Source organism: Herbaspirillum sp. meg3 (genome assembly GCF_002257565.1).
GTDB lineage: Bacteria > Pseudomonadota > Gammaproteobacteria > Burkholderiales > Burkholderiaceae_D > Herbaspirillum.
In genome coordinates this window covers 1,186,628-1,209,703 of the sequence record NZ_CP022736.1, presented here as the reverse complement: position 1 = coordinate 1,209,703, position 23,076 = coordinate 1,186,628, and the positions used below count along the sequence as shown (strand labels likewise).

The 23,076-nt window shown below is 57.1% G+C and carries 25 protein-coding genes; 11 read left to right on the top strand and 14 right to left on the bottom strand.

What is annotated here, in order from left to right; translation table 11 throughout:
• Nucleotides 1-14: 14 nt before the first annotated feature.
• Together hmeg3_RS05535 and ugpQ are read right to left on the bottom strand one after the other, a co-directional pair.
• Nucleotides 15-566 (bottom strand): hypothetical protein, encoded by a 552-nt coding sequence (locus hmeg3_RS05535; protein WP_094562858.1) that lies wholly within the window; start codon nt 564-566, stop codon nt 15-17.
• A gap of 60 nt (nt 567-626) precedes the next feature.
• Nucleotides 627-1,388 carry a glycerophosphodiester phosphodiesterase gene (gene ugpQ / locus hmeg3_RS05530; protein WP_094562857.1) on the bottom strand — a complete coding sequence of 254 codons (762 nt, stop codon included), beginning with the start codon at nt 1,386-1,388 and terminating at the stop codon, nt 627-629.
• A 157-nt stretch (nt 1,389-1,545) separates the two neighbouring features.
• Between ugpQ and hmeg3_RS05525 the strand changes: the two genes are divergently transcribed.
• From hmeg3_RS05525 to hmeg3_RS05515, 3 genes are read left to right on the top strand one after another with little or no spacing between them, the layout of a single operon-like run.
• A complete protein-coding gene (locus hmeg3_RS05525; protein WP_094562856.1) occupies nt 1,546-1,839 on the top strand; it encodes a 2TM domain-containing protein in 294 nt (97 codons plus the stop codon).
• Nucleotides 1,836-2,930, top strand: a complete 1,095-nt coding sequence (locus hmeg3_RS05520) for a sensor histidine kinase (RefSeq protein WP_094562855.1) — start codon at nt 1,836-1,838, stop codon at nt 2,928-2,930. Before hmeg3_RS05525 ends, hmeg3_RS05520 begins: the two co-directional genes overlap by 4 nt.
• Before the next feature lie 14 nt (nt 2,931-2,944).
• On the top strand, nt 2,945-3,757 hold the full coding sequence (locus tag hmeg3_RS05515; RefSeq protein WP_094562854.1) for a LytTR family DNA-binding domain-containing protein: 813 nt from the start codon (nt 2,945-2,947) through the stop codon (nt 3,755-3,757).
• 9 nt (nt 3,758-3,766) lie between these two features.
• Here hmeg3_RS05515 and hmeg3_RS05510 read toward each other — a convergent pair whose 3' ends face one another.
• The 3 genes from hmeg3_RS05510 to hmeg3_RS24905 all read right to left on the bottom strand — a co-directional run bounded on the left by hmeg3_RS05510 (nt 3,767) and on the right by hmeg3_RS24905 (nt 5,107).
• On the bottom strand, nt 3,767-4,231 hold the full coding sequence (locus hmeg3_RS05510) for a DUF2269 family protein (protein ID WP_094562853.1): 465 nt from the start codon (nt 4,229-4,231) through the stop codon (nt 3,767-3,769).
• Between the two features lie 186 nt (nt 4,232-4,417).
• Nucleotides 4,418-4,879 carry a hypothetical protein gene (locus tag hmeg3_RS05505; RefSeq protein WP_094562852.1) on the bottom strand — a complete coding sequence of 154 codons (462 nt, stop codon included), beginning with the start codon at nt 4,877-4,879 and terminating at the stop codon, nt 4,418-4,420.
• Between the two features lie 87 nt (nt 4,880-4,966).
• Entirely contained in the window at nt 4,967-5,107 is a 141-nt protein-coding gene (locus tag hmeg3_RS24905) for a hypothetical protein (RefSeq protein WP_198361789.1), read from the bottom strand.
• 224 nt (nt 5,108-5,331) lie between these two features.
• Here hmeg3_RS24905 and hmeg3_RS05500 point away from each other — a divergent pair, with 224 nt between their 5' ends.
• From hmeg3_RS05500 to hmeg3_RS05485, 4 genes are all read left to right on the top strand, one after another.
• On the top strand, nt 5,332-7,086 hold the full coding sequence (locus hmeg3_RS05500) for a glutamine--tRNA ligase/YqeY domain fusion protein (RefSeq protein ID WP_094562851.1): 1,755 nt from the start codon (nt 5,332-5,334) through the stop codon (nt 7,084-7,086).
• 83 nt (nt 7,087-7,169) lie between these two features.
• On the top strand, nt 7,170-7,490 hold the full coding sequence (locus hmeg3_RS05495; protein ID WP_034378978.1) for a hypothetical protein: 321 nt from the start codon (nt 7,170-7,172) through the stop codon (nt 7,488-7,490).
• 69 nt (nt 7,491-7,559) lie between these two features.
• Nucleotides 7,560-8,069, top strand: coding sequence for a DUF1993 family protein (locus hmeg3_RS05490; RefSeq protein WP_050477909.1), 510 nt, complete (start codon nt 7,560-7,562; stop codon nt 8,067-8,069).
• Between the two features lie 273 nt (nt 8,070-8,342).
• Nucleotides 8,343-8,747, top strand: a complete 405-nt coding sequence (locus hmeg3_RS05485) for a YXWGXW repeat-containing protein (protein WP_094562850.1) — start codon at nt 8,343-8,345, stop codon at nt 8,745-8,747.
• Nucleotides 8,748-8,881: 134 nt separating this feature from the next.
• On the opposite strand, the gene hmeg3_RS05480 is transcribed toward hmeg3_RS05485, so the two are convergent.
• The 4 genes from hmeg3_RS05480 to hmeg3_RS05465 all read right to left on the bottom strand — a co-directional run bounded on the left by hmeg3_RS05480 (nt 8,882) and on the right by hmeg3_RS05465 (nt 12,739).
• A complete protein-coding gene (locus hmeg3_RS05480) occupies nt 8,882-9,895 on the bottom strand; it encodes a transporter (protein ID WP_094562849.1) in 1,014 nt (337 codons plus the stop codon).
• A gap of 124 nt (nt 9,896-10,019) precedes the next feature.
• Complete coding sequence (locus hmeg3_RS05475) at nt 10,020-10,265, bottom strand: hypothetical protein (RefSeq protein ID WP_094562848.1); 246 nt, start codon at nt 10,263-10,265, stop codon at nt 10,020-10,022.
• A 323-nt stretch (nt 10,266-10,588) separates the two neighbouring features.
• Nucleotides 10,589-11,884 carry a solute carrier family 23 protein gene (locus hmeg3_RS05470; protein ID WP_094562847.1) on the bottom strand — a complete coding sequence of 432 codons (1,296 nt, stop codon included), beginning with the start codon at nt 11,882-11,884 and terminating at the stop codon, nt 10,589-10,591.
• A gap of 336 nt (nt 11,885-12,220) precedes the next feature.
• Nucleotides 12,221-12,739, bottom strand: coding sequence for a DUF1269 domain-containing protein (locus hmeg3_RS05465; RefSeq protein WP_094562846.1), 519 nt, complete (start codon nt 12,737-12,739; stop codon nt 12,221-12,223).
• Nucleotides 12,740-12,988: 249 nt separating this feature from the next.
• Between hmeg3_RS05465 and hmeg3_RS05460 the strand changes: the two genes are divergently transcribed.
• From hmeg3_RS05460 to sbcB, 4 genes are all read left to right on the top strand, one after another.
• On the top strand, nt 12,989-13,291 hold the full coding sequence (locus hmeg3_RS05460) for an antibiotic biosynthesis monooxygenase (protein WP_094562845.1): 303 nt from the start codon (nt 12,989-12,991) through the stop codon (nt 13,289-13,291).
• Nucleotides 13,292-13,708: 417 nt separating this feature from the next.
• The gene (locus hmeg3_RS05455) at nt 13,709-14,266 is read left to right on the top strand and encodes a DUF3828 domain-containing protein (protein ID WP_094562844.1); all 558 of its coding nucleotides are present in this window, start codon (nt 13,709-13,711) and stop codon (nt 14,264-14,266) included.
• Nucleotides 14,267-14,647: 381 nt separating this feature from the next.
• Nucleotides 14,648-15,208 carry a hypothetical protein gene (locus hmeg3_RS05450; protein WP_094562843.1) on the top strand — a complete coding sequence of 187 codons (561 nt, stop codon included), beginning with the start codon at nt 14,648-14,650 and terminating at the stop codon, nt 15,206-15,208.
• A 183-nt stretch (nt 15,209-15,391) separates the two neighbouring features.
• Entirely contained in the window at nt 15,392-16,828 is a 1,437-nt protein-coding gene (gene sbcB / locus hmeg3_RS05445) for an exodeoxyribonuclease I (protein WP_094562842.1), read from the top strand.
• A gap of 362 nt (nt 16,829-17,190) precedes the next feature.
• Here sbcB and hmeg3_RS05440 read toward each other — a convergent pair whose 3' ends face one another.
• The 5 genes from hmeg3_RS05440 to hmeg3_RS05420 all read right to left on the bottom strand — a co-directional run bounded on the left by hmeg3_RS05440 (nt 17,191) and on the right by hmeg3_RS05420 (nt 22,960).
• The gene (locus tag hmeg3_RS05440; protein ID WP_094562841.1) at nt 17,191-18,501 is read right to left on the bottom strand and encodes an HD-GYP domain-containing protein; all 1,311 of its coding nucleotides are present in this window, start codon (nt 18,499-18,501) and stop codon (nt 17,191-17,193) included.
• A gap of 207 nt (nt 18,502-18,708) precedes the next feature.
• Nucleotides 18,709-20,550 carry a bifunctional diguanylate cyclase/phosphodiesterase gene (locus hmeg3_RS05435; RefSeq protein WP_232511883.1) on the bottom strand — a complete coding sequence of 614 codons (1,842 nt, stop codon included), beginning with the start codon at nt 20,548-20,550 and terminating at the stop codon, nt 18,709-18,711.
• A 56-nt stretch (nt 20,551-20,606) separates the two neighbouring features.
• Entirely contained in the window at nt 20,607-20,978 is a 372-nt protein-coding gene (locus hmeg3_RS05430; protein WP_094562840.1) for a response regulator transcription factor, read from the bottom strand.
• Nucleotides 20,979-21,243: 265 nt separating this feature from the next.
• Nucleotides 21,244-21,876 carry a response regulator transcription factor gene (locus hmeg3_RS05425; protein ID WP_094562839.1) on the bottom strand — a complete coding sequence of 211 codons (633 nt, stop codon included), beginning with the start codon at nt 21,874-21,876 and terminating at the stop codon, nt 21,244-21,246.
• Nucleotides 21,869-22,960: a sensor histidine kinase gene (locus hmeg3_RS05420; RefSeq protein WP_094562838.1), complete on the bottom strand. Its 1,092-nt coding sequence runs from the start codon at nt 22,958-22,960 to the stop codon at nt 21,869-21,871. The genes hmeg3_RS05425 and hmeg3_RS05420 overlap by 8 nt, the downstream gene beginning before the upstream one ends.
• Between the last annotated feature and the right edge of the window lie 116 nt (nt 22,961-23,076).

The window sequence follows — 23,076 nt, the reverse complement described above, 5'->3', positions numbered from 1 at the left end:
CGTCTATTCAGGAATTACCTGATGTATTTCACCGCAGTTTTGCGGACTGGCTCCGGCTTTCTGGTGGCAGTCTTATCTTTCTCGGACTTATCCTTCTTCTTTGCCGGTTTGACTGCCTTGGACGGTTCGCCCTTGGCCGTTGCATGTTGCGGCTTGGTTTTCGCGCTGCTCTTCGGGGCGTGCAGGCCGTGTTTGGCATGTGTACTGGTCAGATGCTTGACGGGCGCCTTGCCTTTTTTCTTGACGTCCTTCCCGGCTTTACCCGACTTTACGGACGTTACCGGTTTGGCCGCATGCGTCTTTTTTGCAGTCGATTTTGGTGCATTGGCAGGAGCAGCGGCTTTAGGCGCTGTTTTTGCCGCAGCCTGATCGTTCCGCTGCTGCAGGATTTGCGCTTCACGCACGGTCAGCTTGCCGGCCTTCAGATCACGGACGATAGCGTCGTCGGTATATTTGTGCTGGCTGCTTCCCTGGGAATTTCCCTGCTGTGCGCGAGCGTTGCCGGTAATGGCGATGGTGATGACGGCCGCAGCCGTCAGCATGCAAAGCATGCCTTTGGTTTTCATGATTACTGCTTCCCTCTATGTTTCGTCTTTTTTGGTTATTTCGGTGTTTCGATGTTCTTCCTATGCGGGACCGATCAGATCAATCCGATCCGTACAAAATCCATCCACGCCCCAGCCCAGAATTTCTTCTGCGCGTGCCGGGTCATTGACGGTGTAGCAGAATAAACCATATCCAGCCTGTTTCACTGCCTGCGCCAGTTCCGGCGTCAAATTCTTGTGGCTGGTGTGCAGCGCCACTGCATCCAGGGCCTGCAAACGCTGTTCCCAGTCAGCGGGAATCTTATCGACCAGAAAGCCACGTGGAATACCCGGGGCGGTGCGCTTGGCCGCCATCAACGCATCGAAAGAAAACGAAGAAAACAAGGGCAAGCTGCGATCATTCTGTCCCGGCACATGTGCGGTGATCTCGTCAGCAAAAAAGCGCGCCACGGCTTCGCCGGCAACTTCGCCGGTACGCACCGCGTAGGCTTCTCCAGCCGGCTTGATTTCAATATTCATCCAGATGCCATTGCTGCGGCAGAACTCCAGCACCTGCGCCAGTGTGCAGATCGGCTCCCCGGCGTATTTCGGGCTATGCCAGCCACCTGCATCCAGCTTCTGCAAATCCTGCAGCGTGTGTTCCGCAATCTTGCCTTCGCCCGGCAGCGTGCGGCCGAACACAGGATCGTGCATCAGGATGGCTTGCTCGTCGCCGGTCAGCATGACATCAAACTCCACTGCCCTGAAACCGTACTCCATGCCGCAGCGAAACGCCGCCAGCGTGTTCTCAGGGGCGAGCGTGCCGCCACCACGATGTGCTGCAACTTTTGGGTATGGCCACATGTTTTTCTCCGTGCAAAAAATTTGTTGCCGCCATTCTATGCCGAGGCGCGCAGCTTGGCAGCACTTCGTGCTGGGATTTTGACGCTTCGTCGCAAACCACTGTCTCCGTCACGATCAGCAGCGCATCATGCCGTTATCCCTGCAACGAGGAATCACCATGCCAGCATCTTCTCCATCATCCGATACGGTCCTGACCGACGCTACCCGGCGCGTCGAGCGCAAGCTCGGCTTCTTCGCCCATCTTGGCATCTATCTGCTGGTCAACGCCGGCCTGATCACCCTGAATCTGCTGCAGACGCACATGCAAGCGCACCAGCCATTCTGGGTGGCCGGCCCGTTACTGGGATGGGGAATCGGGTTACTATTTCACGGCTTGAAAGTATTCATGCGGCTGCCCCCGGCATGGAAACAACGCATGATCGAACAGGAATTGAAAAATCACCGGCAATGACCACTACCGCAACAACCTTCGCTTCACGCTTATCTCTCATCGCACCGGAATTGCTACGCGGGCTGGTGCCGACCGTGATCATCAACCTGCTGTGCGCAGTGGTGGTCACGTATCTCATGCGCATCGGCGCCGGCTTTGTCGAGAACCTGGTGTTCTCGATGTGTATCGGCACTACCGCCATGGTGCTGATCGACTGCGGCCGCATTTTTTTATGGGGTAAAGACGAGCCGAACAAGCCCGGTTTTTTCCTCATGCTGCTGATTTTTGCACCGCTGTCGTTTTTCATCGGCAATGCCATCGCCAGCGCACTGATCGGGCGGCCAATCGAATGGTTCACACTGAGCCAGGCCAACAACACGATCGGCATCATCGTGTTGATCTTGCTGGTCTGCGTTGGCGCGACGCTGTTTTACTGGAATCGCGAAAAGATGGCGGCACTGGCAGCCCGCAACGTCATCATCGAAAAGCAGGCCGTCCAGGCGCAGTTGCAGATGCTGCAAGCGCAGATCGAGCCGCACATGCTGTTCAACACGCTGGCGACACTGCAAACCCTGATTTCCACCGAACCCATCCGTGCCCAGCAAATGCTGGATCAACTGATCCACTACCTGCGCGCCACGCTGTCGACCTCGCGCAGCACCCAGACCTCGCTCGGACAGGAGTTTGAACTGACCAAGGCCTACCTTGGCCTGATGTCACTGCGCATGGGCTTGCGCCTGACCTACAGCCTGCAATTGCCGGATGAACTCAAGTCCACGCCGATCGCGCCGATGCTGCTGCAGCCGCTGGTCGAGAACGCGATACGCCACGGTCTCGAACCCAAAGTAGAAGGCGGCGATTGCACCGTGCGCGTCAACGTGCATGACGGCATGCTGATTGTGAGCGTGTTCGACACCGGCATGGGACTCAGTACTACCACCAGTTACAACAAGCCGGAAAGCATCCACCTCGGCCTGGAAAATATCCGCGCCCGCCTCGATGCACTGTACGGCCCGCTGGCTGAATTGACCCTGACGCACAATATCCCAGAAGGTACCGTGGCGCAGATCACGATACCTCTCACGGCGCTCGATCCCAACCCGACACGATAAAGGACGATGCCGCGATGACCACTCTCGCTACCCGCGCTCTGATTGCTGAAGACGAAGCCCTGCTCGCTGCCGCCTTGTCTACCGCCTTGTGCCGTCTGTGGCCGGAGCTGGAGATTATCGGTGTCGCCACCAACGGCATCGAAGCGGTCGATCATGCGCTGGCGGCGCAGCCGGACATCGTCTTCTTCGATATCAAAATGCCGGGAAAGAGCGGACTGGAGGCCGCGCGTGAACTGGCCGACGAATGGCCGGAGGGACAATCCTTTCCTCTGCTGGTGTTCGTTACCGCCTATGACGACTACGCCGTTCAGGCTTTCGAACAGGCGGCCATCGACTACGTACTCAAACCGGCCAACGACGAGCGTCTGGCAAAAACGGTAGAACGTCTGCAAGCCCGGCTGGCGCAAAACCGCAAGACCGGCAATCCCGGCAATACCAGTGACGATATGGAACGCGTGCTGCAACAATTGCGCAGCATCACGCCGGCACCTGCAGCACAAGAGCGGCTGCGCATCATACGCGCCGCCGTCGGCAATCAGATCAAGCTGATTCCGATAGAGGAAGTAATTTATTTTGAAGCCACCGACAAGTACGTCAACGTTGTCACGGCCGACAGCGAATCACTGATCCGCACCAGCCTCAAGGAGTTGATTCCGCAGCTCGATTCCGATCAGTTCTGGCAGATCCACCGTGGCACCATCGTCCGCATTACGCAGGTACAATCGGCCCAGCGCGACGAAGCCGGGAAATTATCGCTGCGACTGCGCGCACGCCCGGAAACACTGGCTGTCAGCCGCCTGTTCACCCATTTGTTCAAGCAAATGTGAGCATGCACATCAGATTGGCTTGGCAATCATCAGATACACAATCGCCAGTGGCAGCACGGTAGCGACCGAACCCGCCACGGCCCAGATTGCCGACAGCCTCCAATAGCGTGCAGGAATCTGCGCCTCGCTTGGCAAGGGATACAGCAAACGCGCCTGCGCCCTTTGCACCGGGATCAGGATGCCTACCCACAACAGACCTGTCACGATGAACAGTCCGTAAGCCCAATGCAGCCAGCCGGCTTGCATCAGGCCGCCTTCCAGAGCGGCCATCTTTCCGCCGGCGACGGCCAGCAGCACAATACCGCCAAAGGTGAAAACGAGGTCGGCCCAGTTGGTCGCGCGCACGGCGAACCGGATCACGGCCAGATCACGCGTGCGGTCAGCCATGATTTTCCAGAAGGCAGTGACGATGATATTGCCGAGAAAGAGAACAACACCGAGCAGGTGCAAGGTCTTAAGCAGACTGAGCGACATAACTATCCTCCGTGAGGGAAACGGGAGGCCAGTGTCGGCAAACGCGCGCGTTGCGCCAAGCGGGATGCGACGAAATGCCGTGAGTTCAGGACAAAATGCAGTTCAGGAGCGACGTTCGGAAAGGAAAATGCCCGCCGGTGACAGTCAATAGTCAAGCTGCGGCGGGCATCTCAAAAGAAGGAAGGCTTAGTACCCGGCTTCGCGGATAGCGTCTTGGGTCGCATGCAAGGCAATATCAACATGACGCAATGCATCCCGCTGCAAACCGCGCACCCGGGGGTCGTCTTCTTCATGCGCCAGATCCTGATGGGCCTTTTCCAGCGTCGCTACCGCATCGTGCAGGCGGCCGCGGCGGTCTGGATGCACATCGGCACGTTCGGGGCGGAACATGTCCTTGCCGACATCAATACCCAATTGCGTCACATCGCGTGCAGCCAGATCGATTTCGCGCAGAGCAACCTGCTCGCTGCGTCCCATTTGCCAGTTGTCGCCCGGCCGATGGTCAATCAACCAACGTGCCTGATCCAAGTCGGCGCGGGCGTGGGCATAAAACGGATGGCGACCGGGCTCGTCCGCATGCGCGGCGGCGGTGACAAGAGTAGATGCAGTCACGGTAAGCAAGAACAATGTTTTGAGGCTGTTTTTCATTTTTGACTCCCTTTTTGAACTACTGACGATATGACACAACATGCGCGCTACGCATAGCGCTGACAGAGGACGGTTTGTTTGGCTTGTTTAACGGCCGTAATACGGTCCGTAGTAAGGGCCATGGCGATAGTAGCCGCCATGTGGCGGTCCGGCTGGCACGACAATGCAGGCGGATAGTGTGGTAGCGACCAGCACGCCGGCAATGGCGAGTTTGATAAGTTTCTTCATGACGTCCTCCTTGGACTTGGCAAAACTTGACGATGAAGCACAGCTTGCCCGCAAAGTAAAAAACCAGGTAATTCCTATCCGTATCAGGTGTAATCAATTATTTCCGGCCAGATTTGCGACAATCGCTCCACCGCCTGCCTCCATAGCCGCCGGGAAACCCATTCAATGTTGGCGCGCTGCGGTAAAATGTCTGTCTATATAAAAATGTCTCCCTCAAAGCATCCATGAGCAACGAACTGAAAAACGGTCACACGCCAGCACCATCCACCAACTTCCTGCGCGGCATCATCGAAGCCGATCTGGTTTCCGGTACCTATGCCGAACGCAGCGACAAGCAGGGCCAGGCTCTGCCGCAGGTGGTGACCCGTTTTCCACCCGAACCCAACGGCTATCTGCACATCGGTCACGCCAAGTCGATCTGCCTGAACTTCGGTCTGGCACGTGATTACAACGGCCGCTGCCACCTGCGCTTCGACGACACCAATCCGGAGAAGGAAGACCAGGAATACGTCGACACCATCATCGACTCGGTCAAATGGCTGGGTTTTGACTGGGATCACGACGGCCAACCGCATCTGTACTACGCCAGCAATTACTTCGATGTCATGTATGCCGGTGCGCAAGCACTCATCCGCAAAGGTCTGGCCTACGTTGATGAACAAAACGCCGAACAGATGCGCGAAACCCGCGGCACGCTGACCGAGCCAGGCACCGACTCGCCATGGCGCAACCGCCCTGCCGACGAATCGCTGCGTCTGTTCGAAGAAATGCGCGACGGCAAGCACGCCGACGGCACGCTGATCCTGCGCGCCAAGATCGACATGGCCAGCCCCAACATGAATCTGCGTGATCCGGCCATCTACCGCATCCGCCACGCGACCCATCACAACACCGGCGACAAGTGGTGCGTGTACCCGATGTACAGCTACGCACACCCGATCGAAGACGCGCTGGAAAACATCAGCCACTCGATCTGTACGCTGGAATTCGAAGATCAGCGCCCGTTTTACGACTGGGTGCTGGAGCGTCTGGCCGAAGAAGGTTTCTTCAAGAAACCGTTGCCGCATCAATATGAATTCGCCCGCCTGAATCTGACCTACATCATCACCAGCAAGCGCAAACTGAAACAGCTGGTCGATGAAAAAATCGTCAGCGGCTGGGATGACCCACGCATGCCTACCATCGTCGGCCTGCGCCGTCGCGGCTACACGCCGGAAGCGATCCGCCTGATGTGCGACCGTACCGGCGCCTCCAAGAACAACAGCTGGATCGACTACAGCATCCTCGAAGGCGCACTGCGCGACGATCTCGATCCGAAGGCACCACGCGCCGTGGCCGTACTGCGTCCGCTGAAGCTGATCATCGACAATTTCCCGGAAGGCCAAAGCGTCGAATGCAGCGCACCGGTCTATCCCCCGGCACATCCGCTGCATGACAGCGAGCACCGCCTGTTCCCGATCACAAAGAACCTGTGGATCGAGAAGGAAGACTTCATGGAAGTGCCTACCAAGGGCTACTTCCGCCTCTTCCCGGGTAACAAGGTGCGCCTGCGTTACGGCTATGTGGTCGAGTGCACCGGCTGCGACAAGGATGCGGACGGCAACATCACCGCCGTGCACTGCAACTACTTCGAAGACAGCAAGAGCGGCACACCCGGCAGCGCCAACTACAAGGTCAAGGGCAACCTGCACTGGGTCAGCGCCGACCATGCGCTGGAAGCTGAAGTACGCCTGTACGACCGCCTGTTCACTGACGCGCACCCGGACGCCGGCGGCAAAGACTTCAAGCTGGCCTTGAATCCGAACTCGAAGGAAGTCATCACCGCCTATCTGGAACCGACACTGAAGACCGCCGAAGCCGGGGCGATCTATCAGTTCGAACGCCATGGTTACTTCGTCGCCGACCGCGTTGATTCAGTCGCAGGGAAGCCCGTATTCAACCGTGCCGTGACACTGAAAGACAGCTGGGTCGCAAAGTAACAACTCAACAATTCCAACAATAACGTTTAGGCCGGCACTGCATCATCGCATCGACAGCGCCGGCATTTTTATGTGGGTCAATCATGTTTGAAACAATGGAAATCAAACGCTTCTCTTTCGGCACGGTCTACAAGATCCTGGCGATCGCTTCAGGTTTTTCGATGGTGCCGATCTCCATCCTGATGGGCTTGTTTGCCTTCTTCGGCGCTGAAACCATCGTCTGGAACGGCCAGCATCTGACCGGCCTGATGGGTCTGATCGCCTCGCCTTTCGTCGGCATCATGCTGGCGCTGATCTTCACCGGCTTCCTCGGCACGCTGTTCGCCTGCGGCCTGTGGCTGTACTCCAAATTTCGCCCGCTGGAAATCGAATTTCAAAAAAGCGAATTCCAGAAATACTCATAATTCAAAGCACGACCGCATCATCTGCGTCAGCGCGCCATGCGCTTACCGGCACTACACCAAAGGAAAATCATGACCATCTCTTACTACGCTGCGTCCGTCCCTGTTTTCAAGCAAGCACTGAACGCGCTCAAGGACATCCTGAAAAAGGCTGAAGCGCACGCCACTGCAAAAAGCATCGACGCCGATGTTTTCCTGAAAGCACGCCTGTTCCCGGACATGCTCAACCTGACCCGTCAGGTGCAGATCGCCGCCGACTTTGCCAAAGGCGTGCCTGCGCGTCTGGCCAATGTCGAAGTGCCACCATACGAAGACAACGAAGCCAGCTTCGCTGACCTGCAAGCACGTCTGGACAAGACCATTGCCTTCATCGACGGCTTGAAGCCGGAACAATTTGAAGGCGCCGAAGGGCGTGAAATCGTGCTGCGTCCAGGTACGCCGAAAGAAAAGCGTTTCACCGGCGAAGCCTACCTGCTGCACTACGGTGTGCAACACTTCTTCTTCCACGTCACCACTGCTTACGACATCTTCCGCCACAACGGCGTGGAAATCGGCAAGGGCGATTACATCGGTACTTACTGATCTTCCGGCAGAAAACGCCTGCTGTTTGCAGCGGGCGCTCAGATAGAACGTGGAATATTAAGAATCCTTCCGTCAGTATTTACGGAAGGATTTTTTTTAGCCAAATGAAGTCGGCATCGGAGATAAAAAGGAACATACTTGTCTCCGCTAATGCCTGATTACGTTGCACCTGAAGAACCGACGAAGTCAAATGTAATCAAATGCATCATCAGGTTGGTGAACAAAAAATTATCGGTATAGTCCGATTCTCTCAAAATCAAAAAAGGTCATCAGATGAAACGCTTTTTCTGCGCTTCCGCCATCGCTGTCAGTTGTCTCACGGCGTTCTTGCCCGGCCACGCTGCGGCACAAGTCAGCGTCAACATCAACATCGGCACGCCTCCGCCACCACCACGCTATGAAGCGGCTCCGCCTCCACGCGGCGGCTATATATGGGCCCCCGGCTTCTGGAACTGGGACGGACATCGCCATGTATGGGTGCAGGGACATTGGGAGCGCATGCGCCGCGGCTATGAATATGACCACCCTGAATGGCGCGAGGGACCGCATGGATGGGAACTGCATCGCGGCGGCTGGCGCCGGGGTGAAGAACGACATCGCGAACATGGCAACGACAACCGTGACGATGGACCTCGTTATCATTGCCCACCGGGACAGGCAAAAAAAGGAAATTGCTGATACAGGATCATCGACTGACAATCTGTCCTTTGTCGTTTGAGGGTTGATGTTTGATGCTTTGCACAAAGCGCATCAATGCGCTTTGTGCCCCCTCCGATGCTACGTCGAGCGTGGCTTCCGGAAACGACTTTCAGTCACCAGATCTTCAGCCACTTCAGCAAGCCGACCGTCGCCACACCGAGGCCCATCATCACCCACATGACCATGGTGAACGAAGCTTCGTCATGCAAACCCGGCAAGCCGGCAACGTTCATCCCGAAAATCCCCGACACCAGCGTGGCAGGCATCAGCAAGGCGGTCAGAATCGACAGCGCCATCAGGTTGCGGTTCATCTGTTCCGACATCTGGGAAGCGATTTCTTCCTGCAACAGTTTGGCGCGCTCGTAGAGCGCTTCCAAAGTCAGGTGTAATTCATTGAGTTCATCAAGCGCGTGGTTGAGTTCTTCCAGCGCAGCAGTCGGCACCCAGGCCGGACGCAGACGATTGAGCTGATTCAGCAAGCGCCGCTCGGGCGTGATGTGCCGGCGTAACTCCGCCAGTTGGCGCCGGATCGCGCTCAGTTCCGCACGGTCTTCCGGACGGCGATCCGACAACACGGACTCTTCAATGTCGTCCACCTTGTCGTTGAGCGACGCTACACGGGCGTCAAAGCCGTCAGCCAGACAACGCAACAGCTCGGCGAACAACTCCATCGGATTATCGAACAGCGCGCCGTCGAGCACCTTCTGGCGCAGCATGTTGGTCGAACACAGCGGCTGCGTGCGCAACGTCAGCAGACGATTGCCATCGAGGAAAAAATGCAGTGCGCCCTTTTCGGTGCCGGTATCGCCGATTTCCATCTTGAGATCGGCCAGCGTGCCGTAGGCACCATTAGCGGTGGTATGCAGGCAAGGATGCGTGTCGCTGCTGAGCAGAAATTCCGCGATGTGCTCGGGAATGTCGTCGCTGGTTTCCATCCAGTGACGCACCTTGACGTCGGCAGTTTTGACGTGCAGCCAGCTGAACGCAGGAGAGGCGACTTTGTGGGCCAGGACTTCATGCCACTTCAGCGATGTGGCGCGTCCATCATCGAACCGAAATGCACAGATAAACCCGGCAGGCTCGTAGAGCAGGTGTAAAGCCTGAGGTGTTTCTGGGGGATTATGCATGGCGCGGCGTACTCCACAGGGGAAACGCCGGATTCTACCGCCCGACTTTGACAATTTTGTGACAAGGCCGGTGCAAACCGGCAAGGGTGTGCAGACCACCCGCCGGATTCACGAGATCAGGAGATCAATAGTTGTAATTGCGATTGGCGTAGGCGTCGCGTGCAGCGTCGCATTGGGCAATCTTGTCCCGCTCCATGCCGGAGGTGCCGTTCAGCTGGCATTGATCGGAGACCGATTTGGCTTCATCGATGTGCTTGCGGAAATAGGCATAGTCCTTCTTGCCCGCAATAGCGTCGCAACCGGACAGCAAAGGAGTGAAAGGTACAACGAGGCACAGCAGTGCCAGGGAGCGTTTGAGGGCGGTATTCATACGGCGTATTCCTGTTTTTTGAGTGATGACGGCCGGCGTTGCTGCAATCGCTGCGATCGCAGCAAGTACTGACTACTGCTCTGCATCCGCAGTCCCCTTCCCGGGCCTGATTCGATGCAATGCGACTGCAACACGTGAGTATAGTAAGTCCGCAAAAATTGCTCAATGGAAATTTAGCAAGTTTCGACGTTTAAATCAGTTTACAACCGCAAAATGAATCCTTGATGACGCGCCGACCAGGCGACGCAACAACAATAGCAAAAAACGCGACCGTCGGGCCGCGTCTTTTGGTGAGCGATTTACTTGTCGTTCAGACAGCGCAATCAACCGCGCTTTCTCAGCAACGCATACAGGATGATCGCGCCGAAGGTGGCGGTGCCGATGCCACCCAGCGCAAAACCACCCAGTTTCAACGTGAAGTCACCAGCACCCAGTACCAGCGTGACCGCAGCCACGATCAGGTTGGTGTTGTTGGAAAAGTCGACCTTGTTCTCCACCCAGATGCGCGCGCCGGACACGGTGATCAGGCCGAACACCACAATCGACACGCCGCCCAGCACCGCGCCGGGAATGGTCAGGATCACTGCGCCGAACTTCGGCGAGAAACCCAGCACGATGGCAATCACTGCCGCCACCACGAACACCAGCGTCGAATAGATCTTGGTGACCGCCATGACGCCGATGTTTTCTGCATACGTCGTCACGCCTGTACCACCCACGCTGCCCGACAAGATTGTCGCCAGGCCGTCGCCGATGAAGGCGCGTCCCATGTACTTGTCGAGATTCTGGCCGGTCATGGCGCTGACCGCCTTGATATGACCAAGGTTCTCCGCCACCAGGATGACGGCGATCGGCGCCAGCAAGGCCATCGCATCCATCTTGAACACCGGCGACGCAAACGTCGGGATACCGAACCATGCTGCATTCGCAACGCTGCTGAAATCGATCGGTTTGCCCAGGCCGGCGCCGTTGGTCAGGATCGCGTAAATCACGTAGGCCAGCAGCAAGCCGATCAGGATCAGCAGACGCTGCACCATGCCGCGTGTGAATACGGCAACGAGGCCGACGCACAACACCGTGCCCAAGGCCATCCACGCATCGAAGTTGTTACCAGTCACGCCCTTGACCGCGATCGGTGCCAGATTCAGACCGATCACCGCGACCACCGAACCGGTGACCACCGGCGGCATCAGGGTTTCAATCCAGCGGGTACCGATGGCGCTGACGAGAAAGCCGATCAGCGTGTACACCACGCCACACGCGACAATGCCGCCCAGCGCGACGCCAAGGTTGGTGTTCGGGCCATGTCCACCATAGCCGGTGACGGCAATGACCAGGCCAATGAAGGCGAAGCTGGAACCCAGATAGCTCGGCACGCGGCCGCCCACCAGCAGGAAGAACAGCAAGGTGCCGAAACCCGACATCAAAATGGCAAGGTTAGGATCGAAACCCATCAGCAACGGCGCCAGCACGGTGGAGCCGAACATGGCGACTACGTGCTGCACGCCCATGGCGACCGTCTGCGGCATCGGCAAACGTTCGTCGGTTGCGATGACCTGGCCTTGTCCGTCCGAGGTGCTGCTGCGTACCCGCCATTGTGGAAAATAAGAACCTGCCATGAGTTTCCTTCCGGATGTTATCGGAACGCGCCGCCATCACCATAAAGGCCGCAGCACGTCTCGTATCTTGTTATTGGATGACCGGGAGCTAGTGTATTGAGTGGCGGCAAAAATAACAATTGTCTGCCGGGTGGAAACCAGCGAAAAACAGCCGAAACAGCTAAAAAATTTACACCACTGGCGAGCCTTGCTTTTTCGCAGTGCAGATTTCCCGACATGGGGCGTCGCCTGCCCCAATTTGGCCGACATCCACATTGTTGAAACCAGAGATCAACAACTGGCGAATACAAAAAAAACGCACCGGCAAGGCGGTGCGCCAACTGACGTGAACCACTGTCAGGGGAAAACCGGAATATGCGGTTCTACACCGCGAAAGCTGGCTTCGGGATGACGACTGGCGATCAGGTCTTCAATTGCCTCAATCCGCTTGAACGGCACATCGATCAGCAGCAGCACCTTGCCGCTCGCAATATCCGCATGAAAGTTTTTCAGCCGCGAATTGGGAATCGCAGCCGCCGCCATGCCCGACATCCAGCTGCCAAGTACTGCGCCGGTGATGGTCGTGACAAATACCGCCACCATGCTGACCTGCACCCATTCAGGCGGAAACAGCAGCAACCACAAACCACCCGCGAACCCCATCAGCCCCCCGACCAGCAATCCCATTTCGGCGCCGTGCGTGAGGTCGGTCTTGTGAAAGAAAGTCGCGTCGGGCATATCGTCCGGCAAGTCGCCGTCCCGCGCCCAGAAATGCATATGCCGGATCTCGATACGCGCCAGCAACAGCTCGTCGAGCATGCTGCGTGCACTGGGGATATCCGGCAGCATGAAATACAGCCTTTGTCTGCCTAACATGATTGTCTCCTTGTGCAAGATCCGACCGCCGTCACCCCGTGGACGCAGCAAACCCACGCGAGAAAACCAGTCAGCGATGCTGATCCTGCTCCTTTCAGCATAGTCATTTGTACAACAAAGTACAGGTTCATCTTGAAGGCTTTTCATGCGGTGGGGGCGAAACAGAATCGCAGTCGGGTGGAGGCACGCAATGCCCGCTGGAAAATGTAATAATCGAGACCCGCTTTTCCATCCCCTACGGAGACAACCATGATTCTGGAACTTGCCGATATCCGCATCCAACCAGGCAAACAAGCTGAATTCGACGAAGCCATCCAGCGCGGCATCGCGCAGACGATTTCCAAGGCCAAGGGTTATCTCGGCCACAAAGTGCAAAAAGGTGTGGAAGCGCCTGAGCGCTATCTGTTGATGGTGCACTGGGCAACGCTGGAAAATCACACTGTCGATTTTCGCGAGTCCCCGGCCTTCACAGAATGGCGCGGCATCGTCGGCCCGTTCTTCGCCAGCGCACCGCATGTCGAGCACTTCGCTCTACTGACCGAATCGAAATAAATCGGAAGCAAGCTATCAAAAGCAAGATAACGCCGGAACAAAATCGGGAAGCACGTCAGCGTCTTCCCGAACAACCCGACGGTGCCCGGTCATTACGGATACGGGCACATCTACACTGCATTCGCTGCGCATCGCTTTCACCCTTGCTCACCCGCGCTCCCGCTTGTCGCCGCCCTGTCATTGCAATAGCTCATCATCCTGCGGCATCATGATGCCCCGCGGCAACTTGAACAATTGAGAACGTGAATAACGCAAGCAGCAACGGCAACGAGGGGAACGCATGACGCATCCGCGACTCTGACATGGCCGCATCGTCATCCGCACGTCGTGACACGCAGTCGACGCGATTTAATACGATTCAACACGATTCAACACGATTCCACACAATTCAAGACTGATTCACCCGGACCTAATTGCATGAAGATTTTTACCCGCATCGCAGCCTTGTTCACCGTCGCCTGTGCGACAGCGTGCGGCGAGCCGCCGGATGATACGCACTTGCAGGAGCAGGTGATTTCCGGGTTTTACCAACAGCATCTGAAGTCGCATACCCCCGGCATTCCCAATGCCGACGAACTCAAACTGTTGCAGCCTTTCCTCTCGCAAGCCTTGTTCGCGCTACTGAGCAAAGCCTCGGAAACCGAAGTCAAATACCACGCTGCTGCCGAAGAGCCGGTGCCACCGCTGGTCGACGGCGACCTGTTCACGTCCTTGTTTGAAGGCGCCACCTCGTTCAAGATGGACAGCTGTGAAAGCGAAGACAATCGCGCCTCCTGCCAGGTAAAGTTTCGCCACACAGGCAGTAGCGACAGCAAAGGCGGCAGCAGTGACGAAAGCTGGAAAGACAAATTGCTGCTCGTCAAAGAGAACAATCAATGGCGCATCGACGATATCGAGTTTCTCGGCAGCGGACAGTCGTCGCAACGCGAATACCTGACCGACACGCTCAGCAGCATTGTTCAGGACTACAACTGATCCTGGTTCGTCCCGGCGCATATTGAAGAAATGCGCCTTTTCTTCCGATAATCTCCCTATCAACATTCCCTCGACGCTGCGGTACGATAGACGCGCAGGCGGATATTGCAACGAATAGAGCAGCGGATATGGCAAGTGCATGCCGAAGCCTTTCGTGCAGCCGGATGCGTGAAGACCGCGTCAGTTTGATTTATCATGCTGAGTGCGTTTCCTCGCGGCAATCCGCAATCCGGGGAATGCTGACAACATGACAATATCGCAATAGAACAAGCAAATGGACCCGGTTGCCAACCGGCAGTCAGCGTCGCCGGTCATCAGAATAACGCTGGTGACGGGGATGAAGACCGCGACGAAAGCAATCGGACCGGGGAGAAAAAGATCGTGAAGCAATTCCGCAATACGCTTATCCTTGCTGCCGCCCTGCTGATGGCAGGCTGCAGCGCCAGCAGCGAACAAGAAGCCAAAGATCTGGTCAACAGCTTTTACCAGACGCATCAATCCAACCGCCCCAACGGCGCGTTATCGCTCAAGGAACTGATCACTTTCCGCCACTTCCTGTCGGTGCCGCTGTTCGACTTGCTCAAGGATGTTTCCGTCGCCGAAGAAGCGCATCTGGCGCAGACCGACAATCAAACCCCGCCGCTGGTGGATGGCGACCTGTTCACCACGCATCCCAAGGGTGCCTCGACCTATCGCGTGCTGGGCTGCGAGGTCAAGGAAGCCAACAGCACCTGCTCGGTGGAATTGATCTACAGCGACGCCAAGTTGCAGTCGCCGTTCAAATCCGTTGATCGCGTTGTGCTCTCGCGCGACGCCCGCGGCTGGGTCATCGACAATATCGAATACGGTGGCGGCAGCGCCAACAGCGGCGTACATCAGGGCGATCTGCAAAAGAGCCTGCAAGCGATCCTCAACAAGAACGAACGCCGCATCGTTCAATAAATCCATTCGGCCTGCTCGCCTGGGCCGTATCCTTCTCATCCGGCCGGCGGCAATCTTCGCCTGACAGTGATCGTCGGTTAAAATCGCGAATGTTCCAACCGGCTGCGGCCGCGCCTGCATATTGCCTGCGTGCCCGCTGTTGTTTGCCCACTGCTCCGCATTCACCGACTCATCACTGTCCCGATGTCCAATCACACTTTCCTCTGGCACGACTACGAAACCTTCGGCGCACAAGCGCGTCGCGATCGCCCGGCGCAGTTCGCCGCGATCCGCACCGATGCCGAGCTCAACGAGATCGGCGAGCCGATCATGATCTATTGCAAACCGGCACCCGATTTCGTCCCCGATCCGCAGTCTTGCCTGATCACGCACATCACGCCGCAAGACTGTCTTGAGCGCGGCATTCCCGAATACCAGTTCGCTGCGCAAATCGAACAAGCCATGTCCGAACCCGGCACCATCGGCGTCGGCTACAACACCATCCGCTTTGATGATGAAATCACGCGCTTCATGTTCTGGCGCAACCTGATCGATCCGTATGCTCGCGAATGGCAAAACAATTGCGGCCGCTGGGACTTGCTGGACGTAGTGCGCACCACCTACGCCCTGCGCCCCGACGGCATCCAATGGCCGAAGAAAGAAGACGGCGTCACGCCCAGCTTCAAGCTCGAACATTTGACCAGGGAAAACGGCATCCTCCACGAAGCGGCTCATGATGCCTTGTCCGACGTGCGTGCGACCATCGCCTTCGCGCGCCTGATCAAAGACAAACAGCCTCGCCTGTTCGACTTCTGTCTCGCCCTGCACAAGAAAGAACGCGTCGCCACCGAACTCGCACTGGCAACGCCCAAACCGTTTTTGCACGTGTCAGGCATGTTCCCCGCGACGCAAGGTTGCATCGCCGTGATGTGGCCGCTGGCCACCCACCCGACCAACAAAAATGAAGTGATCGCCTGGGATCTGAGCCGCGACCCGACCGAACTCGCCGGACTTGATGCAGAGACAATCCGCACACGCATGTTCAGCAAAACCGAAGACCTGCCGGAAGGGGTGTCACGCTTGCCGGTCAAGACCATCCATCTGAACAAATCGCCGATGGTGATCGCCAGCCTCAAAACGCTGACCGCAGAACGTGCCGCCGAACTCGGTGTCGACGTCGACGCCGCTTTGCAGAATGCGGCAAGCGCGGCCGCCTTGCCGGAAATGCATGCGGTCTGGGCCAAGGTATTTCAGCGTCCCAAGGAAGCACCGGCGGACGTGGATGAAGACTTGTACGGCGGCTTCGTCGGCAACAATGACCGCCGCCAACTCACGCAATTGCGCGCGCTGTCGCCGCAACAACTGGCACAGGCGCGCATCACGTTTGACGACGCCAGATTGGAAGAACTGCTGTTCCGTTATCGCGCGCGCAATTTCCCTGAAACTTTGTCGGAAGAAGAAGCGCAACGATGGGAAGAACATCGCGCCGCACGGCTGTTCGAAGGCGAAGGCGGTGCCCGCACGCTGGACGCACTGTTCGAGCAAATCGACCAGTTGTCCGAAAGCGTGGATGAACGCGGCGAAGAGATCCTCGGCGCCTTGTATGACTATGCTGAAATGATCGCGCCGGAACGCATGTAAAGAATGGGCTTGCCGGCGCCGGCAATCATGACACGCACGACACGCAGTAATCATACTAGAACTCATTTCATAAATAGGCGTGAATGCGAGCTTACCCTGTTTGGGATGAAGTGCAAGGCGCGAATCGGGGTCAAGACTGGACGTCTTGACCCCGATTCGTAACGCAGCAATTCGCCCAAACAGGACGCTCCCTCCGGGTTCTTTCCAGAAAGGGCGCTGGCCGCGTTGCACTCCTTGCGCGTGGCACCACCACGCGACGCGTCGCACGCCTTGCCAGTGCCCTTTCTGGAAAGAACGCATCTCACGCCTATTTATGAAATGAGTTCTAATACGTGACGGTCATTCCACGCGAAGAATCGCGGTCAGGATGACGATGAAGATGACGGCGGCGTAGGCTGTGTCCACATCCTGTCCAGGCCATTGTATTTCAGCCATTCTTCTCCACCGCGTTGGCGGATGCTGTCGGTCGCATTGGGATCGGACAGATCGATGACTTCGGAGTCGATGATTTCGCCTTCGGTGTTGTAGCGGAAAGCTTTCACCACCGGTTTGGTCAGGACGACGGTACTCTGGCGGATCACCAGCCCCAGACGACCGGATTCCATTTTAAGCAACGAGCCGATCGGATAGATACCCAGCGTCTTGACGAAAGCCGACATGATGGTCTTGTCAAAGTGGCCGGTCCAGGTCGACATGCGAGTGAGCGTCTCGGCAGGATCCCAGCCCTTTTTATAAGGCCGCTCCGAGGTCACGGCGTCGTAGACATCGCACACGGCGGTCATACGCGCCAGAAAAGAAATCCCTGCGCCGCTCAAGCCATGCGGATAACCGGTTCCGTCCACTTTTTCATGATGGTGCATGCAGACATCGGTCGCATAGCCGGGAATGTTGGCATTCTTGACCAGATGGTCATGACCAAGCACCGTGTGACGCTTGACGACTTCGTACTCCGTCGGTGTCAGGCTGCCCGGCTTGTGCAGGATATCCACCGGAATGAAGGCCTTGCCGACGTCATGCAGCAAGCCGGCCAGCCCGGCTTCTTTACAGGCGGCTTCATCCATGCCCAGAGTACGTCCCAATGCCACCATCAGCGTGCACACCGCGACGGAATGCATATAGGTGTAATCATCAGCAATCTTCAGGCGCACGATGCTGGTGAGTGCGCTGCCGTCACGCAAGATCGAGGCGGTGATCTGATCGACCAGATGCAGACAGCTATCCATATCAAGGACTCTACCGAGGCGAACATCGGTGAACATCGCCTTGGCGGTGTCCTTGGCGCTTTCGCACAACACGCGTGCCTGCTCGACTTCTGCAAAAAAAGGATCGGCCGCGGTGGCAATCGTCACCGTGACGGCTTCTGCTTCGTGGTCTTCTTCGGTAACGGCCAGCACAGGCAACGCCGGTGTCTCTTCAACAGGGCTTTCTTCCACTGCGCCTTCAACCACATCGTCGGCATCCTCTTCCGCCGTCTCGTCGGGGGCATCCTTGCCCTGATCGATATCGATCCAGCAATGGGTAATCCCGCTGGCCTTCGCCTGTTGCAGATGAGCCACGTCTTTCAGCAGGAAACGATTTCTCCAAAAAGGATGATCCATCCAGGACGCTTCGAAACCACAGAAGTACATTCCCAGTTCGAGTTGTTCGACTTTTATTTTTTTCAGGCGGCTCATTTTTCTGCAATTAGTCAGGCTATCAGCCGAATTATCGCGTTATTTTCAGCTCACACCAAAATATTATTGCAAATATGAAAGCAGCTACAGGATGTTATTGCCGTACATGCAACATCCCGCAGATATCGCCCCGCTTTGTCTGCCAGCAGCCGAAAGCCTGACCAGATGCCAACCAACAGCTGACCGGCAGCCGATTCAGTAAGCCGATCAGGCAGTCCGATACGTATAGGAAAACTGGCTGAGTACGAACGGCAGCACGTTTTCACAAGCCAGCGGCCGGCTGTAGTAATAGCCTTGAATCTCGTCGCAGGAGAGGCGCTTGAGCCATTCGCGCTGGTCGATGGTTTCCACGCCTTCGGCGATGACGTTGATTCCCAGTGTGTGCCCCAATCCGATCACCGCTTCGACGATAGCCGAATCTTGCGAATGCGGTTTCAACTGCCGCACGAAGGACTGGTCGATCTTGAGCTTGTCGATGGGGAAACGCTTCAGATAAGACAAACTGGAATAACCGGTACCAAAATCATCGATCGACAGTTTCAAGCCGAGCGCACGCAACTTATGCAGCAAGGCGATGGCGTTTTCGGTCTGTTCCATGACCGCACCTTCGGTGATTTCCAGTTCCAGCGTGCAAGGATCGATCTGGGTTTCCTTGAGCAAGCGCTCAATCTTGCGCAGAAAATCGGGATGCAGAAATTGACGTGGCGATATGTTCACTGCGATGACGAAATCCTTGCCGGTCTGTGCACGCAACTCCAGGATCTGGGCGCAGGCACGCTCCAGCACCCAGTCTCCGATCGCAATCACCAGACCGGACTCTTCGGCAATCGGGATGAAATCGGCAGGCGGCACCAGCTTGCCGCCGCGACGCCAGCGCACCAGCGCTTCAAAGCCGATCAGCTCGGCATCGCGCAAACGCTGTTGCGGCTGAAAGTGCAACTCCAGTTCATCGCGTTGCAAGGCGTGAATCAGTTGTGCTTCCAAGTCGACGCGGCGTTCGGCTTCCATGTTGAGTTCTTCGGAATACGCGACCAGCATGTTGCCGCCGGCGGCACGCGCCGATTGCAGAGCGGCATCGGCGTTGCGCAGCAAGGTGGCTGGTTCCGTGCCGTGGCGCGGATATTCGACCGTGCCCAGACTCAGACTGGAAAACACTTCATGCGCACGGCAGACAAAGGGCGAATTCATCTCGGCCTGCAACGCCTTCAACGCTGCGGACAATGCCGGCGAATGGGTCGGATGGCGATACAGAATCACGAAATTGGCGCCGTCGAGGCGAAACACTTCACCGTCGTGCAGCGCGGCGATGGCCGTGAGGCGATTGGCGATATCCATGGTCATCTGATCAGCGAATTCATGGCCGTACGCGCCGATCACCCGCTCAAAACGATCGATGCTGCCTAGCACAACCGCATGGGTGCGGCCGCGCAGACGGCGCAGACGGCGTTCCAGCGCGCGGCGATGGCCAAGCCCGGTAAGCGGATCGTGGGCCGCCTGATGCGCCAACGCGTCTTCCGAGCGAAAACGCGCCCAGATGTGATACATCATGAACAACGCCGTCAACAGCGCCAGCATATTGAACCAGTGCACCAGATGGGCGATGCGATTGATGTTGCCGTCCACAAGACCGCCCTCGCGCAACAGCTCATTGACGTCATGCATGTTCTGCGACGAGAGCTGCCATTGCACCAGCGGTGCCGCGGCACTGCGAATGTTCTCGACCGTGGTCTGCATCACCAGCGACAGACCAATCCCGAAACCGATCACCAGCAACAGCAACGTATAGATGGGCCAGCGCGAGTGCTTTCTGATACGTTGCTGGAAGTCGTCCATGAATTCTGGAGAAAAACGTGCCGACAGACTGGAAGGCACCGATTGCACGATGCGTGCAATGAGTGAATTTACCGGTTTGGTCGATCGTGTACCGATACCTGCAACGGCGCTCGTGCTGACAGCGGTCGGCTTGGGAGGTATCGCGGCAGACAGGACCGCCGTCGATGACGCGGTCTTCGCATCCGGCTTGAAGGATTGCGGTAAAAGGTTTTCCATGTTTCCCCCGTTGTGCTTCACAGTATTCACTTGCCGTAGTCAGTCGCAGTGCCGGTTTATGGCGCCGCGATCGCCTGCTCGATGCAACGTACCATTTCATTGCCGTTGAAAGGCTTGCTCAGAAAATGCGCCGCACCGGCAGCCAGGGCGCGTGCGCGAGTGGCGGGCGACGGATACGCGGTCACGACAATGACAGGAATATCGTGGTGCTCTTTTCTGAGAAATTCCAGCAGTTCGACGCCGGTCATGCCCGGCATCTGCACATCCGTAACGATGCAGTCGGCATGCTTATAGCCCGCCTTCGCGACAAAATCGTCCGCAGAGGAATAGCCGATCGCCTTCATGCCGAGGGAGCGCACCAAACCGGTCAACGCATCCCGCACCGAACCATCGTCATCGACCACTGCAATCTTGCTGATTTTTGTCACTCTGCGTCCTTGTTGCTTCTCTGTTATTTCCCTGCCGTGCCATGTTGACGTGGGCAGTCAATCCATGGATGCAGAGTAACAAACCTGAAGCCACAAAATAACCATACGATGGTATGAGTGGACAGTAGAAGAGATAGGCTAAAACAGGAGAATATGCCCGCCACGCCAGGCGGAAAAGGGGATTGAGGAATGAGGACTTGAGAAATTGAAGTCAGCAAGGCCACAAGATAACCAGACCGTCCGGACGACAGTCCTGCCAATCCCGTCAGGAAGACGGCGGCTCCAGGGCCTGCACCATGCGCACCAGATCGGCAAAGGACTTGGCCTGCATTTTCTTCATGGCATTGCCACGATGAATCTTGACCGTAATCTCACTGGTGCCAAGCTGGCCGGCAATCTGCTTGTTGAGCAAACCGCTGGCCGCCAGCTTCATGACCTCGGACTCGCGCGGGGTCAGGCTGGCGTAGCGCGCGGCCAGACCCGAGTTAGCCTGACGCGACTCGCGCGACTTGCGGTCCTTTTCCAGCGCCACGCCGACCGCATCAAGCAGATCCTGTTCGCGAAACGGTTTGGTCAGAAAATCAACCGCTCCGGCCTTCATCGCCCGCACGCTCATCGGAATATCACCGTGGCCGGTCATGAGAATCACCGGCATGGTGCTGCCCGACTTGAGCAGTTCCGCCTGAAAATCCAGGCCGCTGATACCCTGCAACCGCACGTCCAGCAACAGGCAACTGGGCGTATCTATTGCCGCCCGCTGCAAAAAAGCCGCCGCCGAAGCAAATGCCTGCACCTGCATGCCGACCGAACGCAAGAGGCTGCCGAGCGCACTGCGCAAGGCTTCGTCATCGTCAACGATATAGATCATGGGCGCAGCTGAGTGAGCAGAATTAGCCATTGGCCTCGCCTCCGGAAATCAGCGGCAGATGGAAAGAAATCGTTGCACCGTACATCTCGTTGTTTTGCGCCTGGATCCGGCCCCCATGTGCTTCGATGATGGAGCGGCAGATCGGTAATCCCATACCCATGCCATCTTTCTTGGTGGTGAAGAAAGCTTCAAACAGGCGACCAATGTGCGCCGCCGGGAAACCCGGCCCGGTATCGGAAATCTCCAGCGCCACGCTGACGCCCTCGTCGCTCCTGCGCACGAAAGATTTAACGCTGAGCCGTCGATCCTTCCCATGCGCTTCGGTCATGGCCTGGATACTGTTCATCAGCAGGTTGATCAGCACCTGTTGCAACTGCACGCGATCGGCACGCACCTGTGGCAGATCAGATTCCAGATCGAGGCTCAACACCACGCCGGTGCGCAGCAACTCGCGCTGCACCAGATCGCAACTTTCGCGGGCGACTTCGTTGATATCCAGCGGAATATAGGAAGGCTCCGCCTTGCGCGCCATAGCCCGGATGCGACGGATGATTTCGCTGGCGCGGTGTGCATCGCGCAACATGCCGTCGATGGCTAGACGCGCTTCGTCCAGATCCGGTTGCGGGCGATTGAGCCATCGCAGACAGGCTTCGCCGTGGGTCGCAATCGCCGCCAGCGGCTGATTGACCTCATGTGCGATGGAAGCCGCCAGCTCACCCAGCGTGGTCACCCGGCTGGTATGCGCCAACTGCGTCTGCGCCTGATGCAATGCTTCCTCGCGCTGAATCAGGGCGTTGGCGGCGGCCTGTCCTTTAAGCGCCAAGAAGGCGGTGATGACGATTGCCGCGAGGCTCACCAGACAGCGCGCCAGGGCCGCGTCATAGGTGGCAAGACCATGCGAGGTGCCGTAGGCGACCAGCGTCAACACAATACACAAGGTGGTCATCGCAATCACGCCGCGCCGCGGCCATGCCGCTACCGACAGCAGAACCACCACCACATACAGCACCGCAATGGCGATATCCAATGGCGTCAATGCATCGATTGCAAATATCGCCACCGTCAGTATGCCTGCGCTGATTGGCAGCAGCGGTGATCGCGCGGAAATGAACATACCCGTCCTCTATTATTGATATTGTGTTTTGTGTTCTCTGAACTGCGTCTTTTGTTTTTTGATTCAACCCCAGCGCCCGAGTATAAGCGCAGGCGAATTGTAAAGAAATCCGTATT